Raw genomic sequence first — 18,025 nt, 5'->3', positions numbered from 1 at the left:
GCAGATGATCAGGACTGAGGCCGACGGGACAGCGGTGGGGGACATTGTGGAGGACAGTTCCTCCGACGAGCTGAGCGCGTGGCGCGGGTGGCTCTCGGCAACCGTTCCCGCCGACCGCACGGTCGCCGAGGCCGGTGTCCGACGGGCCTATCGGCAAGCGGGTCTTCCCGAACCGGAGCGCGTGGTGTGGGCCGGATCCCCGCGCGCGGCCGTCGAACTGCTGCGGGACCTTCCGGACCGGGGACCCAGCGTGCGGGACGCGGTCCGCAGCACGCCCTGGGCGCTCGAACGGCGGCGACTGCACGAGCAGTTGGGAGCCACGGGATGGTCGGCGCACTGGGCCGCGACCGGTGGGCGCCTGTGGGAGTCGACCCAGGCGCTGGTGGACCGGATCCGCACGGGCGTCCTGGAAGAGCTGGTGGGCCGCGACACCGGGGAGGCGGCTGCGGACATCAGGCTGCTTCTCCTGGACGCCGTGCTCGGGCAGCACGACGCTCCCTGGCTCGCCGCGTTCACCCCCGACGACGGCCCGCTGGAGGCGGTGGCCGCCGTGTGCCGCAGCGCGGGCTGGTGGTGGCCCTACTCCCGCGTGGCGGTGGTGTGCGAGCGGCCCACGGCCCTGCACCGGGACGAGGCGGGCCGGCTCGACAGCGGGACCGGCCCGGCACTCGCCTATCCCGACGGCTTCGCCCTCCACGCCTGGCGCGGCATGCCCGTACCGGCGGAGTTCATCACGGAGCTGCCCGGGCTCACACCGGAGCGGATCCGCTCCGAGGAGAACGCCGAACTGCGCCGGGTGATGCTGGAGCACTACGGCTACGACCGCTACCTCACGGACTCGGCCGCCCACCCGGTGCACCGGGACGCGACGGGTGTCCTGTGGCGGATAGACCTGCCGGACGACGAGCCGGTCGTGATGGTGGAAGTGCTCAACTCGACGCCGGAGCCGGACGGGACCCGGCGCACCTACTGGCTGCGGGTACCACCCACGACCCGGACGGCCAAGGCCGGCGTCGCCTGGACCTTCGGGATCGCTCCCGAGGCTTACGCGCCGCTCGTCGAGACCTGAGGCGGCCGTGGGCCGGCGGCACCGGTGCCGGTGCCGTCCGGAACCATGAGGCACTGACCCACCCACCGCAGGCCCTTCTGCTTCTGTCTTCTGCTTCTGTCTCTCGGGCAGGGGGGCGCCGACACCGCGGCACAGTCGCCGTCTCCGCGAACCGCCCGCATCGACTGCACCCGTCACCCCCACGACATCTCGGCCGGCAACGGACGAGGACTCCCGTGCCAGCAGTGATACCAGTCCTGACCTGCAAAAGAACCACACACGAAGGTCGGACAGGGAATGATTTCTGACGGTGAGATTCGACCAAGTGCGCGCTTCATATGGCAGGCGCCGTCAATCTCTCCGAGTCTGATGTCAATGCCCTGCGCCCGCAGAGGCGTATGTCGTGCACTGCAGCTGCCGGGTGCCAGGTGCCGGCTGCCGGGTGAGCAGTGGACGCGGTCCGCTGCGGGCACCCGCATGACTCACGTGAGGAGAGACATCATGCCCAGAGCTGCCACGACCAAGGTTGCGCAACCCGTGACGGACGACAGCATCAAAGTGCGCCAACTCAGCCACTACCAGTTCAGCTGGGTGGCGGGGGAGCCCGCTGCCCGCGGCACCCTCACCCTGCAACTCGTACTCGATGAGGGCGCTTGGGAAGAGGTACTGACCGTCGATGTCGACGACGCCGACGTGCTCCAGGACCTCCTGCGCAGCACACCGACCGTGCACTACGACGTCAGTCGCCGGACCCTGATGTTCGGTGTCACCGCTGTCGGCGCCTGACCAACTGCGCGGGCTCGTGGTCACCTCCTCGTTGTGAACGATCGCTCGCCTTCACATGTCGCCGCACCGCTGCCGAGGAGTCTGAGGAGACCGAGGAGACCGAGGAGACCGACCACGGGACCCGGTGGGACTCCCGGCCCGACGGCCCTGCCGGTGGCGGAACCGCAGGCGATCGCCGGTAGGCTGCGGCGGTGCGCACGGTCGAGCTCCTGTTGGATGAGGCGGCAGAACTGGCGGTTCGGGAGGCCTGGCGGCGGCTCGCGGACGCGGGGCTGTCCAGTCAGGCGCGTCACCGCTCACCGACCAACAGCCCGCACCTCACCCTGGCGGCCTGCCCGGAGCTGACCGCCTCGATTCGCTGGGAACTCGCGGAGGTGGCCGCCGCCCTGCCGCTGCCGGTGCGGTTCACCGGCCTGGTTCGTTTCGAGCGGCCCACCTCGGTGCTGGCCTGGGGGCTGGATCCCGACTCCACGCTGGTCGGCCTGCACCGGCGGGTGTGGGAGGCGGTGGCCTCGGACAGCCCACCCGATACGCTCAATCCGTTCCACGAACCTGGACGCTGGAGCCCTCACATCACCCTCGGACGGACCCGGCGGGCCGGTGCCTTCGCCGACCGTCGGCTCCCCGAGCTGCTGCCGGCGCCGCCGTTGTCGGCCCGCCTCACCACCCTGCGCAGCTACGACACCCGGACCGGCGCCCTGGAGGTGCTGAAGCCCCGACCCTGAAACGCCGTCTGGGACGTAAGGCGCGCGAGACCAGCACCCGCTGGTCGGACTGCTGGAACCGCACAGCGGCCGCGGCCTACCGGCGCTTGGCGCACAGGGCCGCGTCCACGGCTCCCTGGAGGTGGCGCAGGCTGTCCCCTTCGGCTGCCCACGTCGTGGTGTAGACGGTCACGGTGCCGCGGCCCCCCGTGGCCCGCCCACCGCCCACCGAATCGCCCGGCAGATCGCCGCCGTGGCCCCAGTAGGAACCGCCACAGCTGAGGGGGATCGACGCGACGCCGTACCCGTAACGGCTGCCCGGCGGGTAGACGTCGCGGCCACCGACGTCGGTGGTGTCCCGGGTCATCAGGCCCACCGCCCAGCCGGGCAACAGGCGCCCGCCGAACAGGCCGTCCCAGAATGCGTTGAGGTCCTCGGGCGTGGACACGAGCCCGCCGGACGCGCCGAACTCGTACCCAGGCAACTCGGTCACATCCACCCGGCCCGCGTCCGGGCGCGCCGGGTGGACCCCGTAGTTGCGGGCGTGCGGCCCACGCAGGGTGAATTCGCCAGGTGCGGGCCAGTAGGTGTCGTCCAGGCGCAACGGATGCACGACCGTGCGATCGATGTACGTGCGGAAGCCGACTCCCGACGCCGTGTCGATCACCATCCCGAGCACCAGGTAGTTGGTGTTGGAGTAACCCCAGTCGGTGCCGGCTTCGAACACGGGTTGTTCCTCGAGCGCGAGGGCCAGGTAGTCCTCGGGCGTTCCCGGCCGACTCCAGTCGGCCAGCGCAGAGTACTCCGGCAGACCGCTGGTCTGCTTGAGCAACTGCCGTACGGTGATGGTGTGGTGAGCGAGCTGCGGTACATACGTGCCCGCGCGGTCGTCCAGTCGTATCCGCCCATCCACCACCAGGCGCATCACGGCCGCCGCGGTGAACGCTTTGGTGTTGCTGGCCAGCCGGAACCTGCCCTGCGCACCGACCATCGGACGGCCCGACTCGATGTCCGCGACGCCGAGGGTACGCGTCACCTTGCCGTCATACGCGAGGGCGCCCGGCACTCCGTCTCGCTCGACGAGAAGACTCAGCTGCCGCTGCACCGGGTCGGGCCGGTGGGCGTCGTGGGCCGCTGCTGCGGGAACGAGACCCCCGGTGAGGGTGGCGGTGAGCAGGACTGTGACGGCGAGACGCTGGCGGTGCATGAGTGTTCTCCCTGGGTCATGGCTGCCGGACGCTGCCGGATCTTCGCTTGCCGACGACCCTGCCAGGCTTCCACCGAGAGATCAGTACGACGGGTGCCCGTATCGAACTGGGGTCATCCCCCTTGACACAGCCCGGCGTACGGCGATTCAGCCGGTCTCGGTCGAACGGCACGCTGCACACGGCCGAGGCCGGCATCAAGAACCTGACCTCCTGCACGACGAGTGGGAGAGACGGCGGAGGCCAGGACGGCGGGAGCGGCGCCCGAGTGCCCTGCGCGCCTGCTGAAACCCGGCCTACTGGCGTTCCGCTGCCGGAGGCCGGAGCTGCGACCCTGTGCCACCGGGCGCCGCCAGCCGCAGGCTCGGGGGGATCAGCCGCGGTCGAGCCGCGGCAGCGACGCGCAGAGGTGCTCGGGCAATTCCGGCAGGACTTCGTGGATCCCGGCGCACCCCGCATCGCCATTCGTGGCGACCGGCCGCCAGCCCGAGGACTCGGCCCGGTAGAACCAGCGCTGGGAGACATCAGAGGAGGAGCAGCCGTCGCCGGCGTCACCGCACGCCGGCCCCATCCGGGTCGACAGGTCCAGCACCAGCCACGTGTCGTCGCAGCCGCGTTCTTCCCAGCTCGTGTGCTTGGGGATGTCCGTGTCGTTGACCGCCTGCCCGTACGAGGACGAAGTGCAACGCGGCGGCGTGGGGTCGCAGCCGTTCTCACCGCACTGCCGCAGAGCGGGTGGCGTGGCACCGACGGGGGTGTACACGTCCATGCTGTTCACCATGACCCTGCGGGAGCCAAGGGGCTCGCCCAGCTTCACCGTCGCTTTGACCCGCCGCGTGCCGGTGCAGCCGGAGTCCTGGTCCAGGGAACGGGTCTCGTACGTCACCTTCGCGTAAACCGTGCCGTGCTCGACGGTGTCGAGCTGACCGCGCAGGCTGCGCACGCAGTCGCGTGCCCCGTCGGGCACTTCGGCATCGACCACCAGAGACCGACCGCCGTCGGCGGTACGGACGCCGGCGATGCGAATCGGAGCGGCGAGCGTCCAGGCGGCGGCCGTGGCCGCGCCTCTCGCCTCCTCCTCATCGGTCTCGGCGGTCTGGGAACCGCAGCCGGTGAGGACCACCAGGGCCGCGCCGAGCACGACCACCCAAATCCTCCGCTGCCACATGTCATGCCCCCGTCCGCCGAAGAACGGCAGCCTAGCGTCCTGGGTGTCCCTCACCGTCTCCTCCTGAACCGCCTGCAGGGCAGATCCAGGCCGAGCACGTCGTACGGGGCGTGGAAGACGCTGTATCAGTGACCCGCCGTGACGGCTCCCCGGGATCTGTGCCAGACCCTGAGAACGGGCAGCAGATGTTCACCACTTCGGGAGGCGTCAGAGCCCTCCGTGGATTCGAACGGCCATGTCCAACGTCGTGGCTGTGCTGCGGCCCCGCAGGGTGGATTCAAAACACGTTGGCCCATCCGTCACGGAGCTGCGAGGATGCCCTCCGTTTCTCTGGCGGAGGGCCATTGTTCGTTTTCGTTTGTGTGGGATGCGGCGGCCGGCTGACCAACCCGTTGTCCCGGGTCGACCTGCCGGCCCACGCTCATCAGAAGTACGGGAACGGGATTCAGCTCCCGGTGCTGATGGAGTCGGGAACGTTCGCCGTGGACCCCGAGCCCTGGGGCCCGCCGTGGAGGAGATGGGAAGAGATCCATCCGGACGAGGCGGCGGCCCGCGGGATCTACGCGCCGGTCCACGCCCTCTCCGACGGCGCCCCCGGCTCAGTCGTCATCGCACCCGGCGATGCCCGCGGCACCCTGCTGATCCCGGAGCTGGCCGGTGGCTACTGTTGCGGCCTCGACGGAGCAGACGGCCCCAACATGGCCTGCGAGGACTGCGGCCTGCCCGTGGCGAGCCGGATCGACGACTGCTCACTCTGGCAGGCGGTATGGCTCGCCCCCAACGCCGTGCGCTGCGTTCTCGTCGACGGTGCCGACTCCGCGCGGCTCTCCTGGGCAGAGCTGTTGGAGGAAGGGAAGCGCACGCCTCCGTTCGAGCCGATCGCCACATGGGGGTCGCGGCTCGGGCCGAACCACTTCTGGTCGTGGAGCCCGCAGTGGGAGGCCGCGGTCGGCCGGGCGCTCGCTCACCTGCTAGCAGCCTCGGAGGGCCGGCCGGTGACCGTCCCGGACGGTCTGAGTAAGGAAGTGTTCCAACGCGCCCTCGACGCCCTGCTGCCCGCGGGTCCGCCGGCACGGCGCGCCGTCCTGGCCGGACCAGGACAGCCCACCCTGGACGGGGACGCCGACATCGTCCTCGTGCCGACCCATCCGCAGACCGGAGAGACTTGGGTCCCGGTCGGCCCGGCCGCCACGGCCTACCCGGTGCCTCTGCCGTTCGGGGTGTGGCTGTGGCTGGCCTTCCCCAAGCCGCACCTGCCGGTTACCGCGTCGGGCGGCATGCCCGACGGCGTCCTCCGCGACGACCCGCCCCCACCGCGCCCCCGGTACCTGTTCCGGGCCGATCCGGGCACGTTTCAGCACACACTGGTCCGGCTGCCGGCCGTCCAACGACCGTGGTTGCGCGAGATCCGCGAGAACCTCACACAGCACATGCGCGCCGGCCTCTTCTAGCGGACTGACCAAGACGTGCCGGTATTCAGTCTCCAACGTGGGAGTAGTGGGCCCACTCGGGCCGTTGCACGTGAACCGGTGGGCAGCAGGCGTTGTCGCCGAGGGCACATCATGACGTCTCCGTCGTTGCACACCGCCGGCTTCCACCTGCCGGGGATCTATTGAAACTCTTCTCTGCGAGGCTTGGCCCGGGCGACCCGATCCGGCCCTCGTGAACCAGCCGAGGGCCGGAACGGCCCCATGTGTTCAAGGCCGCTCGTCGCGGTCCGGCCCGACCAGGCGTGACCCCACCACCGCCAGGACCATGAGAAGCGCGGTGCAACCGCCCAGCAACATGACTGCGGACGGAGAGGTGCGGTCCAGGACGACTCCCCCTACGAGTGCGCCGATCGAGATCGTTGCCTGAAAAGAAGCGGTGAACAGGACCGATGCCGCTTCCGGGGCGTGCGGTACCGCCTTGGAGAACCAGGCCTGCGACGCGACTGGTACGGCACCGTACGCGAAGCCCCACACGATCAGCAGCATCATCGCGCCGGTCTCCCAACGGCCCAACGCTGGAAGCAGGAGGGTCACCGCGGCGATCAAGGCGCCGGCGAAGCCGAAGACACTCCGCGGATACCGGGCTACGCAGGCGCCGCCCAGGAAGTTGCCGAGGATGCCGGCGGCACCGTAGAGCAGCAAGGCTGTGGTGATCAGACCGCCGCCGGCGTGGGTGACCTGTTCCAAGAATGGTGTCACGTAGGTGTAGGTGCCGAAGTGAGCCAGTACAACCAGGAACGTCAGCAGGAGTGCGAAGCGGGTGCTGCCGCTGCGGAGCGTGCTGCCCAGGACGCCCAGCCGAGTGGCCTGGACCGGAGGAAGCGGCGGGACGAACAGGACCAGCATGATCAGTACGCCGACCGTCAGAGTTCCCATCAGGGTGAAAGCCGTCCGCCATCCGGCGAGATCTCCGATGAGGGTCCCTGCCGGCACGCCGAGGACGGATCCCAGCGGGACGGCAGAGAAGATCACGGCGGTTGCCCTGCCGACCGAGGCCGGTGGCACCAGTCGTTCCGCCAACCCGGCTCCTATCGACCAGAAGCCGCCAATCGTGATCCCGACCATGATCCGGGAGGTCAGTACGAGCCAGTAGTCGGGTGCCGCGGCGGCAAGAAAGTTCGCCAGTACCAGCAGGAGCACGAAGGCGCACAGCATCAGTCGGCGGTCGAAGCGTGCCGTGGCCACGGTGACCAGTGGAGCGGCGATCGCCGCCAGGAAGCCCGGCATGGTCATCATCAGTCCAGCCATCCCGTCCGAGACGGTGAAACTGGATCCGATCGAGGTCAGCAGACCGATCGGCAGGATCTCGGTGGTGACGATGGCGAAGATTCCCAGCATCACCGAGATCACTGCCAGCCACTCCGTCAGCGGGGACCGAGGAGGCGAGAGTCTGTCGTCGGCTGATGTTGTGGTGGTTCCCGGCATGACGTTCCGTCCTGTGAAAGGCGCTGGGTTTCGCGATCAGTCCAGCAGGTCTCGTCGAGAGGTGGCTGGCAGCTCTGCGACTGCACCCTTGCCCTTCACGGGTGATGTCGCATTCCGGCTCACAACGGCCCACGCGGAAAGGTGTCCTGGCGCCAACTGTGTCTTCCGCAGGGCGGACCGAGCATTCGGGACCGCAGCCGCATGCGTCTGCACCGATGACGAATCTCTGGGGCGCCAGGCTCCCCGCTTCCGCCCACTTGTCGAGGCGCAGCAAATGCCTGACGAGGATGACGGAGAGCCCATTCCTGCTTCACAATGACCGGATGGTCACGCTTGGAACTCCCCGTTTGATCCTGCGCCGTTGGCGCGAGGAAGACGTTGCTCCCATGGCTGCCGTCAATGCCGACCCCGAGGTCATGCGGTGGATCCGCGACGGCAGCGTCCGTGACGAACAACAGACCCGCGGCGGGATCCAGGCATGGGAGAGCGAGTGGGAGTCACGGGGCTTCGGTCTGTTCGCCGTGGAGATCCGGTCCACTGGCGAGCTGGCCGGGTTCACCGGCCTTTCGGTGCCGGACTTCTTGCCGGAAGTACTGCCGGCGGTTGAGGTCGGCTGGCGGCTGGGACGTTCCCACTGGGGGCAGGGCCTGGCCACCGAGGCTGCCGTCGCCGCCGTACGGTTCGGGTTCGAAGAGCGAGGGCTGGAGCGGATCGTCAGCATCGCTCAAGTCGGCAACGACGCCTCTGAACGGATCATGGCCAAACTCGGGATGCACTTGTTCCGCGAGACCGTCGTTCCCACCTCCGGCCGGCGGCTACGGGTGTTCGAGTTGTCGTCGGACCAGTACGCCTCAACCACGCGTGTACGGCGGAAGTCCCGACGGTAACCTCGTAGCGGCCCCCGAGGTTCAGTCCCGGGGTGTCAGCCAAGCGGTGGCGGTCATACCCGGTCTCAACGAGCCGGTGCAGAGCTGAACGCCAAGGCGAGAGAGCCGAGGATGTGGCCCCTCTTACAGACCCCCGCCGCATGATGGGCACCGGTCGAGGGCCGCACTCAAGGCATCAGGGGCACGGGCCTCAGGCATGTCCGGCCGTGGCACGATGGCCTCTCCGCCGAACACGTCCTGGGGAAACCATGCGCACCACCACCGCGATTACGCTGACCGCCGCCGCGCTGCTCGCGCTCACCGCCTGCTCATCCAGCGAGGAGAGCAGCGACGCCGCGCCCACGAAGAACGACAGTGCCAGTAGCCCGGGTAACGCCCGGACCGATGACGACAGCGGCGTGCAAGAGGCCGTCGAGGACTACACCGACGCCTACTTCGAGGGCGACGCCGACAGTGCGTACGACACCCTTTCGCAGCGCTGCCAGAAGACGGTCGCGTTGGAGGACTATCAGGCACTCGTCGAGCAAGCATCGGCCGACTACGGGGACGGGCACCCGGCGGCGGGCGTGACGGCGAAGGTGTCGGGGGGCATGGCGCGTGTCTCGTACAAGGTCGAGGGTCTGCCGAAGTTCGACCAGCATGGGCAGCCGTGGGTCATGGAGGGAGGCGACTGGAAGTACGACGCCTGCTGACTGGCACAACGAGCCCCGTCCCCAACCCGCCGACGGGGCTCGTGTATGTCCGCGTCTTGCGGAGGGCGGGCGTGCCGTGCCCTCTCGCATGGGTGCGACCGTGCTCGCTGAGTGGAGCGCCCGTCAGGCGTCAGCCCAGGTCATGGCACACCGTCTGCGGAACGGTCTGTGCCGAGCGGGGGCACGGGTGTGCGGGAGTGCGGGTGGTGGAGTACGAGAAGGGCGATGTCGTCTGTGCGTTGGGCGGTCGTGCTCGTCTTTTCGAGGAGGTCGTCGATCAGCAGGTCCAGGTCCTCGGTATCGGCGGTGGCGAGGTGGCGGGCGAGGGTGTTGAGGGAGTCTTCCAGGTCGGTGCCTGGTACTTCGACGAGTCCGTCGGTGTAGAGGGCGAGGGTCAGGCCGGGGGTGAGAGGGATGTGGGTGAGGGGGAAGTCGGCGTCGGGGTCGATGCCCAGCAGTGGTCCCGGGGGGACGGTCAGCGGCCGGGCGGTGCCGTCGGCGAGGCGCAGGATGGGTGGTGGGTGGCCGGCGCTGGCGAGTGTGACGCGTCGGTGGGAGAAGTCGAGGTGGGTGTAGAGACAGCTGGTGAGCAGGTCGGGGGACAGGTGGGTGAGGAGCCGGTTGGTCCTGGCGAGGACTTGGTCGGGGGGTGTGCCGAGGGTCGCGTGGGCGTAGATGGCTGTGCGCACCTGGCCCATGAGTGCTGCCGCGGCGGCGTCGTGGCCCTGGACGTCTCCGATGACGGCGGCGGCGGCGCTGTCCGAGAGGCGGATCAGGTCGTAGAAGTCACCACCGATGCCCATGCCCCGGGTTGCGGGCAGGTAGCGGGCGGCCACTCGCAGCCCGGGGATGGAGGGCAGGGCGCGGGGGAGCAGCGCCTGCTGGAGGCTGTGGGCGAGTTCGTGCTTGGTGTCGTACAGACGGGCACGGTCCAGGGCCTGGGCGATGAGGCCGGCCAGTGAGGTCAGGACGGCGCGTTCCTCGGCCGGGAAGGTGTGGGGATGGTCGTAGGACAGGATGCAGCAGCCGACGGGCCGGCCGGAGATGATCAGCGGCAGGAAGGCCCAGGCCTCTTTTCCGCTGACCACCGGGGCCTGGGGGTACAACTGCTGCATTTCCCGGGGGTTGGCGAAGAAGGCGGGGATGCCGTCGCTGAGTGCTTTCCCGGCCGGGGTGAAACCTGTGTCCAGGGGCAGACCGTCCAGGCGTTCGATGGTGTGCGTGTCGTATCCGCGGTGGCCGGTGATCCGTAGCCGTCCGGCGTCGGCGGCGGACAGGACCAGGCCTTGTGCTGCGAAGGCGGGCAGGACCTGGTCGGCGATCAGGTCGATGACGTCCTGGACGCCGACGACCTCGGTCAGTGCGGCGGCGAGGTGGGTGAGCTGGTAGAGGGGGCCGGCCCGCGCGGGTGTGACGGTGGCTGCCGCGCGGGCGGAGCCCGGTACCGGCGGCTGCCGTGTCCCGGTGGGCACGATGCGTACGCTGATGCCGCTGGCGTCGGGGTAGAGGTGGAAGTCCAGCCATTGGTCGGGGGGACGGCAGGCGGTGAACGTCGTGGGTTCGCGGCTGAGCACCGCGGCACGGTAGCGGTCCTCGTAGGCGGGGTCGTCCAGCCAGCGCAGGGACTGCCACGGCAGGGTGCCGAGCAGACGGCCGGCTTCCCGGCCCAGCAGTTCGCAGGCCCCGGAACTGAGGTAGACGAAGCGTCCCTCCAGGTCCAGGGCGCAGCTGCCGCCTGGCAGCCGCTCCACGAGGTCGGCGGCGGCCGTCGCCGGGCTGGCTGATCGCGGGCCGCCCACGGCGGTGACGACCCGCATCCCCTGGCGCCGCACCGCGGGACGGTCCTGCTCGGCGGCTTCCTCCAGGAGCCGGGCCAGGCGTCGGCAGCGCGAGGCGATGTGACCGCGCTCGCGGCCGGTCATGTACGGCGGACGGGAGGGCGGCCACATCAGCAGCAGCGCACCCAGGCGCCGGACCCCGGTGACGGGCGCCGCCGCCAGCACCAGCGGGTAGGGCAGTGCCATCGCGGTACGGGGGTAGGACCGGGCCATCTCCTCCTGGCTGCCGATCCAGACCATCCGCTGCTCCCGCACGGTCTCGGCCACCGGTGCCGGAGCGTTCAGCGACACCCGGGCCCACGGCGCGGCGAACTCGGCCGGTGCTCCGCACAGCACAGTCAGCGACAGCACCTGTTCCCTCGGCATGAGCGGGTCGAGCAGGTACAGGGCGCCGACGGACGCACCCGTCTGGCGTACCGTCTGAGCGATCTCGGCATCCAGCGCACGCTCGGCGGCGGTCGGATCACCCGCGCCGGTCACAGGGACACCTCCAGCATCGCGGGACGGATCGGGTGGACGGCAGCGGCCGTCCCTGCGCCCTTTCAGGTGCATCCTGCGCGGGACGCGGGGCTGGCCCGCCCGCGCGAGTCCCTTTATGGACGTTACGCCGGTGGGAGACGCCCGGCACGCCGTCCCGGTCCCGGTCGGCCGCCCCACCGCCCACCCGTGCTACCGCGGCGGCCCGTGGGCGGCGGCTGCGCCCGGGGACGACACGACGGGGCAGTGCCTCCGCTCAGTGCGGTGGCGGCACGGTGGGGTACGGGGGGTACGGCGGGGGTTCCGTCGGGCCCGGCGTGGTACTCGGGGATGCGGCGGATGCGAAGGTGTCTCGTGCCGATGGGTCACACCGCGCCTCGGGGCAGTGGGGCACCGGAAGAAGGGGAGAGGGACGTGGGGAGGGAGGCGTGGTCGGTTCCGGCGGCACGGGATGCGTACCGGACGCGCGACCGGCCTGGCAACACCGCATGCGTATCGAACGTTCCGAAGACTCATCCGAAAGGGCCGCAGGCCTTGCGAAGGACACATGATGAACGCCGATGACGCATACGACGACAGCAGCCGCATCACGCGGTGGCTGCTGGAGACGGACTCGCTGGAGGAATTCCTGCAGACGCTGGCGGACGCCGCCCTGGAGCTGGCCGGGGCGGAGGGGGTGGGGGTGACGCTGGAGGGCGGCGGCCGGCCCATGACAGTGGTCAGCATCGGGCCCGCGGCGCCGAAACTGGACGAGAAGCAGTACGGCCAGGATGACGGCCCCTGCCTGCAGTCCCTGCGCACCGGAACGGAGATCACCGTCGCGGACATGCTGCGCGAAAGCCGCTGGGGAGACTATCCCGCCTACGCCGCCGCGTGCGGGATCCGCTCCTCCCTCTCCCTGCCGATCGCCGCTCGCACCCGCCTCGCCGGAGCGCTCAACCTGTACTTCGGCGCGCCAGGTGCCTGCGGGGACGACGACCTCACCGCGCTGCGCTCGCTCGCGGCCCAGGCGGCCGGCGGCATCGCCGTCGCCCAGCGCATCGGCGACACTCAGGAGTTCACCCTCCAGCTGCAGGCCGCCATGCAGTCCCGCAGCGTCATCGACCAGGCCCTGGGCGTGATCATGGGCCAGCGCCGGTGCACAGCCGCCGAAGCCTTCACCACCCTGCGCTCGGCCTCGCAGCACCGCAACATCAAACTCCGCGACCTGTGTGCCGAACTGATCACCAACATCAGTGGTCGGCCCCCCACCACCCCCGACTTCGGCTCCCGCACCTGACGCAACGCCCTGCGGCCGTGTCGTCGCGGTCGTCTCCGGCCGGACTCGAGTGCGGCTCAGGTGGCTTCGTGCAGTGTTGAGGATTCCTGGAGGAGGGGGTCGTGCATGGCGTCGAGTCGAGTGCTCAGTGCTCAGCACACCGTCCCCGTCGCGGCTCCTGCCGGGGTCGTGTACGGCCTCCTTGCCGATGCTCCGCGCTGGCCGGTCCTGCTGCCCTCCTACATCCATGTCGAGCGCCTGGGCTTCGACGGTGTGCGGGAGGAACTGCGGTCGTGGCGCCTGCACGACGGTCAAGTGCGCTCCGCGATCGTCCGTCGTGTGCTGCGCCCCGGCGACCGCCGGATCGAGTTCGAGGTGCGTGACGCGCTGCTGACCGGCGCACCGGCCACCGGTGTGTGGAGCGTGGTGCCGGACGGTGCCGGCCGGTGCCTGCTGAGCCTGCGTCATGAGCGCCCGCACGAACCCTGGGAGTCGGTCGGGGCAGCTCACGCGCTCGAGGGGGACGTGCAGAGCGAGCTGGCGGCGCTGCGCGAGACTGCGGAGCGCTGGGACCGGCTGGATGAACTGCTGCTGTCCTTCGAGGACAGCGTCTATGTCTCGGGTTCCCCGGAGCTGGTGTACGACTTCTTGTACCGCATCGAGGACTGGGTGGACCTGGTCCCCGACGTCGAACGGGCCGAGGTCACCGAGGACCAGCCCGGTGTGCAGCTGACGGTGCTGCACACCTGCGCCCCGGACACCGGGCACACGCTCGTGTCCGAGGCCGTTCGCCTGTGCTTCCCGGCCGCGGGACGCATCGTCCACAAGGCGACCGTGATGCCCGATCCGGTCGCCGCGCACTACGGGGAATGGTCCCTGGAACCCGACGAGAGCGGAGTGCGTGTCGTCTCCGTCCACCAGGTGATGTTGAAGGAGAGCGCCGTCCAGGCCGTCCTGGGCGAGGACGCGGTGCTCTTCGACGCCCGCAGGCACGTGCGTGAGTGGCTGGGCCGTTCCAGCACCGAGGCCCTGGGCCTGGCGCGCTGGCACGCCGAGAGCGCCGTACCCCGGCTGCGATGAGCTCCGCTGCGGAACCGGCCGTTCGACGCGGCAGCACCACTACGAGGAGGAGATCGGTGATGGCCCTGACCCGGCCCCTGCCGGATGCCGGCCGGCACCCGGGGATGACCGCCACCGGACCGGCACACCCGCCGTCGGGCGCGGCGCGCCAACCACGGGGCGCGGTGGACGGGTTGAGCTCGGGGCACGAGGCACCAGGCTCGGGGCACGAGGCACGGGGTGTGGGGCACGAGGCACCGGGCTCGGGGCACGAGGCACGGGGTGCGGGGCACGAGGCACGGGGTGCGGCGGACCGGCCGTGGGACGCTGTGGGCGAATCACCGGGTGCGGTGCACGAGTCATCGGGTGCGGTGGACGGGCCGGACGCGGGGGGCGGGGAGTGGCGTGCGGTGCAGTACGCGGTGCGCCTGGAGGCGTTGCTGGGTGATCCCCGGGACCGCGCCAATCCCTACGGCCGCGCCGCCTTGTGGGCGGCGGGCCATGACGCGCTGCCCGCCCCGCCCGCCGAACTGACCGTGGCCGGGAAGACGCCGCCGGCGCCCTGGGAGCTCGCCCGGGCTCTGCGCCCGCTGTTGCGCCGGGATCTGGCCCTGGCTCATGCCTGGAGCACCGGTCCGCTGCTGCACGCAGTCGTGCCGCACCCGGCAGCCGCGCTGCTGGGGCCTGCCGCGCTGCTCGCCTCGGCCGCCGGTGTCCTGCGCGGCGCGACCCGTATCGTGGACGGTCTGAGCAGGTACGAGCCCGGTGCCGGGCAGTGGCAGCCGGTTCTGGCCGCGGTCTTCGCGGACCTGCTGGCCTGCGAGAGTCTGACGGCCCTGGCCCTGCGCTCCTGTCCCGCGGCGGGGCCGGACGTAGCGGCGCCGGACGCGGCGGGGCAGCACGAGGCGGGGCAGCACGAGGCTAGGCAGCACGAGGCGGGGCAGCACGAGGCTAGGCCGGACGCACCTGGGTGTGGTGCGCACAGCGACTCGCTCGGCGCGGCGCCGCTGGCCGCTGTCGTGGGATACCTAGTGCCGCTGCTGCTGGAGGAACTGCTGGGCGACCTCGAACTGGTGCTGAACGAGTGCGGGTTCGATGCCGACACCCTCGAACGGCGCACCCTGGCCAAGATCCTGGACGACCGGAAATTTGCCGGGGCCGACTGGGCGGCTGCCCGCGCCGCCCAGGCTTGTCTGGTGCGCGGGCTGAACTCGGCGGACCGCCCCCCGCCGGGGTGGCAGGGGGAACCAGCGGCACTGTTCAGGATCGGTGAGGCCGCACCCGCCGCGGCGCCGGGCACCCACAGCCCGCAGGCCCTTGCGGCGACTCTGCCCGCTGCCGCCAGACGGCTCGCCGCCACCGGCACCGCCGGCACCGTGGCGCTCGCCCGTCTGGGCCGCCGGCTCAGTGCCGAGCAACGGGCGCTGCGGGCCGCCTGCGCGGCCGCCCCTGTGCACGAGCCAGCCGACCCGGCGGCACGCGCGCTGGCGGACCGTCAGGCACTGCTGGTGCTGGCCGCCGCCGTGCTGGGCGTGCGGGAAGCGGTGGCCGCGACCCCCGAGTCCTTTTTCGGCGACACCGACTGGACGCTGCTGGCGCTGGCACGGATCACCGGCCGGCTCGCCCTGCCCCTGCCCGACCACATGCCCCAGACCTGGCCAGGCGTGTGGGACGAGCTGGCCCGGCGCGCGACGAACGGCGTGGACTACGACCTGTATGCGACGAGGCTTCCGTGGTGAGCGCAAGCGGGGGAGGAAGCGCCGGCGTGGAAGGGAACGGGAGCGGAAGGGTGGGCGGGGGCGCGGGCTTGGGCGTTGGCGGGAGCGGGAGCGGGAGCCGCGCGGACGGTGCCGACACTCTCGCTGCGGTGTCCTACGCACCCGCGTCCGGGCGCGTGCCGGTGTTCTTGCCGCCGTGCCATGCTCCGGGGCCGGACGGGCCGTGGGAGGAGGTCCAGGAGCGGATCGAGGACAGTGGCCGAGCCGTCGTGTACACGACCTGGGGTCAGTGGCTGACACCGGCTCTGCTGGATCCGGGGCTGCGTACCCTGCTGGGCCGTGACTGGCCGCGCTACCGGCAGCACCCGGCGCCGGCCGGGCGGCTGAGCCTGGCCGTCTCCCGCGTGGTGGTCAAGCACACGGCTGCCGCCGCTCTGCAGGTCCCCGCCGCCCGGCTCGACCTGGCCTACCTGCCGGGCGGACGGCCCGTACTGCGCGGGCTCGGCGCGGACCTGGAGGTGAGCCTGGCCCATACCGACGAGCTGATCGTGGTCGGGGTCAGCCGCACCGGGCCCGTCGGTGTCGACGCCGAACCCGCCGGGCGCCGAGTCTCCTTGGAGGCGCTGCGCGAACACGTGTGCACCGCCGAGGAGGCCGCCATGCTCGCGGACCTGCCCGACCCCGAGCGCAACGAGCGGTTTCTGCGCCTGTGGACGCTGAAGGAGGCGTACACCAAGGCGCTGGGAGACGGCATGCGGCGCCGATTCTCGGCGGTCGGCTTCGGGTGGGACGCGGCAGGAGAGCCCCGCCTCGCCGGGGACAGCGCGGGCCGGTGGGCCTTTGCCACCCATCTGGTCGAGGGAGACTTCTGGGTCAGCGAGGCGCACCGCAAGGACACCGCAGCGGCGCCGCCGGCCGGGACCGGGGCCCTGGCACCCGCCCGCGGACTCTGGCGAACACCCCCACCGCAGCCGCAGCCGCAGCCGCAGCCGCAGCCGCAGCCAGAGCCGGAGTTGGGGCCGGGGGCGCCGCCGGAACCGGAGCCAGAGTTGGAGGCGGAGTCGCGGTCGCTGGACTGCCGCGTCATCGACTTTCCGGGACGGCGGCGGTCGAAGCGGTGAGCGGCGGTGCCGATGTACCGCCGGCCACGGTCGGTGTAGCGCCGACCAAGGCCGACACGACTCCGACCACGACACCCACCCTGCAGAAACCATTCGACAAGGAGGCCGGGACACCGCGAGTCGGCTGCTGCGCCAGCGCCGCCGTCCGGCCCCCCGGGGAAATGGATGAGCAGTCCTGACCGGCAGGCGGGCACCGATCTTGCCGCGGTGCACGAACTGCCCGGCACTCTGCCCGGCTCGCCGCTCGTCTTCGAGGTGGGCCCGCTCCCCGGCACTAATGCCGAGGCGCTCGCGGTCCGTGCCGCCGAGCGCCGTCGGGCATACGACGTCACCCTGGACGCCGAAGCGGACACCGAGTGCCCTTGTCGCCGCGTCCTGCGGCTCACCCCGCGTACCCGGGCCACGGCCGGCGGCTCGCTCAACGACGACCTGTTGGCCGACCTGCTGGCACCACCGGCGGCCGACACCCTCACCCTGAGCGGGCATCAGCAGACGCTGCCCTGGGCCGCCGTCGAGGATCAGGACGCCCCCGGCGGGCACGGGGAGCAGCTCACCTGGGACTGAAGCGGACCGCTGGACCCGGGCCGGTTCGCACGTGCCTGGCAGTCCGTCGCCGAACGGGAGACGGTCCTGCGGAGGCGAGCGCTTCGGCCGGGTCGTCCCCGACGGGCGCGGGTTGCGGTCGTGTACGAGCACGTCGAGTACAGCGCGGCCTGCTGGCCGACGTGGCCGAGGGCACGGTCGATGCTCTGGCGGCACGTCTGAAGTCGACCGACGGCGCGCTTGAGTAGTGGGTGCGCGCCTATCGGTTGTTCACCCGGGCTCCGCCCGAGGGGTCCGGCTGATGCACTCCCACCCAAACAACCCACCCCATCAGCAAGTGAAAGCCCGGCAACTATCAACCCGGCGTGTGTGGGGGTGTTGGGGTTGAGACCGGGTGGTTTGTTTGGTGGGGGGTGGAGTGGTGGTGGGTGGGTGGTGGGGTGGGGTGGTGGGGGTGTGGGGTGGTTGAAGGGGTGGTGGGTGTGGGGGTGTTGGCTGGTGGGGGGGTGTGGTGGGGGGTGTGGTGGGGTGGGGTGGAGGATTTCAGAAACAGGACGGACGGTTTTCTATTGACATACCGTTCGTGCTGTTTTTGAATGGTGGGGT

The 18,025-nt window shown here is 70.9% G+C and carries 15 protein-coding genes; 11 read left to right on the top strand and 4 right to left on the bottom strand.

The features are described 5' to 3' along the window. Positions 1-4 precede the first annotated feature (4 nt). The 3 genes from ACFYP4_RS08305 to ACFYP4_RS08295 all read left to right on the top strand — a co-directional run bounded on the left by ACFYP4_RS08305 (position 5) and on the right by ACFYP4_RS08295 (position 2,559). Entirely contained in the window at positions 5-1,069 is a 1,065-nt protein-coding gene (locus ACFYP4_RS08305; RefSeq protein WP_388783904.1) for a DUF6745 domain-containing protein, read from the top strand. A 480-nt stretch (positions 1,070-1,549) separates the two neighbouring features. Continuing rightward, a complete protein-coding gene (locus ACFYP4_RS08300) occupies positions 1,550-1,834 on the top strand; it encodes a hypothetical protein (RefSeq protein ID WP_358854760.1) in 285 nt (94 codons plus the stop codon). A 191-nt stretch (positions 1,835-2,025) separates the two neighbouring features. Then, positions 2,026-2,559 carry a 2'-5' RNA ligase family protein gene (locus tag ACFYP4_RS08295; protein ID WP_358854759.1) on the top strand — a complete coding sequence of 178 codons (534 nt, stop codon included), beginning with the start codon at positions 2,026-2,028 and terminating at the stop codon, positions 2,557-2,559. A 76-nt stretch (positions 2,560-2,635) separates the two neighbouring features. Here ACFYP4_RS08295 and ACFYP4_RS08290 read toward each other — a convergent pair whose 3' ends face one another. Together ACFYP4_RS08290 and ACFYP4_RS08285 are read right to left on the bottom strand one after the other, a co-directional pair. Continuing rightward, positions 2,636-3,745: a serine hydrolase domain-containing protein gene (locus ACFYP4_RS08290; RefSeq protein WP_388783900.1), complete on the bottom strand. Its 1,110-nt coding sequence runs from the start codon at positions 3,743-3,745 to the stop codon at positions 2,636-2,638. A 371-nt stretch (positions 3,746-4,116) separates the two neighbouring features. Further along, positions 4,117-4,965: a hypothetical protein gene (locus tag ACFYP4_RS08285; RefSeq protein ID WP_388783897.1), complete on the bottom strand. Its 849-nt coding sequence runs from the start codon at positions 4,963-4,965 to the stop codon at positions 4,117-4,119. Between the two features lie 290 nt (positions 4,966-5,255). Between ACFYP4_RS08285 and ACFYP4_RS08280 the strand changes: the two genes are divergently transcribed. Continuing rightward, positions 5,256-6,362, top strand: a complete 1,107-nt coding sequence (locus tag ACFYP4_RS08280) for a hypothetical protein (protein ID WP_358854756.1) — start codon at positions 5,256-5,258, stop codon at positions 6,360-6,362. A gap of 246 nt (positions 6,363-6,608) precedes the next feature. Here the strand turns inward: ACFYP4_RS08280 and ACFYP4_RS08275 are convergent, their stop codons facing one another. After that, complete coding sequence (locus ACFYP4_RS08275) at positions 6,609-7,826, bottom strand: MFS transporter (protein WP_388783894.1); 1,218 nt, start codon at positions 7,824-7,826, stop codon at positions 6,609-6,611. A gap of 323 nt (positions 7,827-8,149) precedes the next feature. On the opposite strand from ACFYP4_RS08275, the gene ACFYP4_RS08270 reads away from it, so the two are divergent. Both ACFYP4_RS08270 and ACFYP4_RS08265 read left to right on the top strand, forming a co-directional pair. Further along, positions 8,150-8,713 (top strand): GNAT family N-acetyltransferase, encoded by a 564-nt coding sequence (locus ACFYP4_RS08270; RefSeq protein WP_388783891.1) that lies wholly within the window; start codon positions 8,150-8,152, stop codon positions 8,711-8,713. Positions 8,714-8,961: 248 nt separating this feature from the next. After that, positions 8,962-9,405, top strand: coding sequence for a hypothetical protein (locus tag ACFYP4_RS08265; RefSeq protein WP_358854754.1), 444 nt, complete (start codon positions 8,962-8,964; stop codon positions 9,403-9,405). Positions 9,406-9,545: 140 nt separating this feature from the next. Here the strand turns inward: ACFYP4_RS08265 and ACFYP4_RS08260 are convergent, their stop codons facing one another. Next, positions 9,546-11,723, bottom strand: coding sequence for a SpoIIE family protein phosphatase (locus ACFYP4_RS08260; RefSeq protein ID WP_388783888.1), 2,178 nt, complete (start codon positions 11,721-11,723; stop codon positions 9,546-9,548). Positions 11,724-12,270: 547 nt separating this feature from the next. Between ACFYP4_RS08260 and ACFYP4_RS08255 the strand changes: the two genes are divergently transcribed. The 5 genes from ACFYP4_RS08255 (at position 12,271) to ACFYP4_RS08235 (ending at position 17,440) form a co-directional block, all read left to right on the top strand. Then, positions 12,271-12,999 (top strand): GAF and ANTAR domain-containing protein, encoded by a 729-nt coding sequence (locus ACFYP4_RS08255; protein WP_358854778.1) that lies wholly within the window; start codon positions 12,271-12,273, stop codon positions 12,997-12,999. 105 nt (positions 13,000-13,104) lie between these two features. After that, positions 13,105-14,058, top strand: a complete 954-nt coding sequence (locus ACFYP4_RS08250) for an SRPBCC family protein (RefSeq protein WP_358854752.1) — start codon at positions 13,105-13,107, stop codon at positions 14,056-14,058. A 389-nt stretch (positions 14,059-14,447) separates the two neighbouring features. After that, positions 14,448-15,776, top strand: a complete 1,329-nt coding sequence (locus tag ACFYP4_RS08245; protein ID WP_388783884.1) for a hypothetical protein — start codon at positions 14,448-14,450, stop codon at positions 15,774-15,776. Between the two features lie 128 nt (positions 15,777-15,904). Then, a complete protein-coding gene (locus ACFYP4_RS08240; RefSeq protein WP_388783881.1) occupies positions 15,905-16,876 on the top strand; it encodes a 4'-phosphopantetheinyl transferase family protein in 972 nt (323 codons plus the stop codon). A gap of 165 nt (positions 16,877-17,041) precedes the next feature. Continuing rightward, positions 17,042-17,440, top strand: coding sequence for a hypothetical protein (locus ACFYP4_RS08235; RefSeq protein WP_358854749.1), 399 nt, complete (start codon positions 17,042-17,044; stop codon positions 17,438-17,440). Positions 17,441-18,025 lie beyond the last annotated feature (585 nt).

This window comes from Streptomyces sp. NPDC005551, from assembly GCF_042871785.1.
GTDB lineage: Bacteria > Actinomycetota > Actinomycetes > Streptomycetales > Streptomycetaceae > Streptomyces.
Note: the sequence above shows the minus strand (reverse complement) of the source record. Positions and strands in the feature narration are given on the sequence as shown.

Bases quoted from the DNA above. Each gene is read 5' to 3' on its own strand.
- ACFYP4_RS08255 (WP_358854778.1), top strand. From the start codon at position 12,271: ATGAACGCCGATGACGCATACGACGACAGCAGCCGCATCACGCGGTGG.
- ACFYP4_RS08305 (WP_388783904.1), top strand. From the start codon at position 5: ATGATCAGGACTGAGGCCGACGGGACAGCGGTGGGGGACATTGTGGAG.
- ACFYP4_RS08235 (WP_358854749.1), top strand. From the start codon at position 17,042: ATGAGCAGTCCTGACCGGCAGGCGGGCACCGATCTTGCCGCGGTGCAC.
- ACFYP4_RS08300 (WP_358854760.1), top strand. From the start codon at position 1,550: ATGCCCAGAGCTGCCACGACCAAGGTTGCGCAACCCGTGACGGACGAC.
- ACFYP4_RS08270 (WP_388783891.1), top strand. From the start codon at position 8,150: ATGGTCACGCTTGGAACTCCCCGTTTGATCCTGCGCCGTTGGCGCGAG.
- ACFYP4_RS08265 (WP_358854754.1), top strand. From the start codon at position 8,962: ATGCGCACCACCACCGCGATTACGCTGACCGCCGCCGCGCTGCTCGCG.
- ACFYP4_RS08275 (WP_388783894.1), bottom strand. From the start codon at position 7,826: ATGCCGGGAACCACCACAACATCAGCCGACGACAGACTCTCGCCTCCT.
- ACFYP4_RS08250 (WP_358854752.1), top strand. From the start codon at position 13,105: ATGGCGTCGAGTCGAGTGCTCAGTGCTCAGCACACCGTCCCCGTCGCG.
- ACFYP4_RS08290 (WP_388783900.1), bottom strand. From the start codon at position 3,745: ATGCACCGCCAGCGTCTCGCCGTCACAGTCCTGCTCACCGCCACCCTC.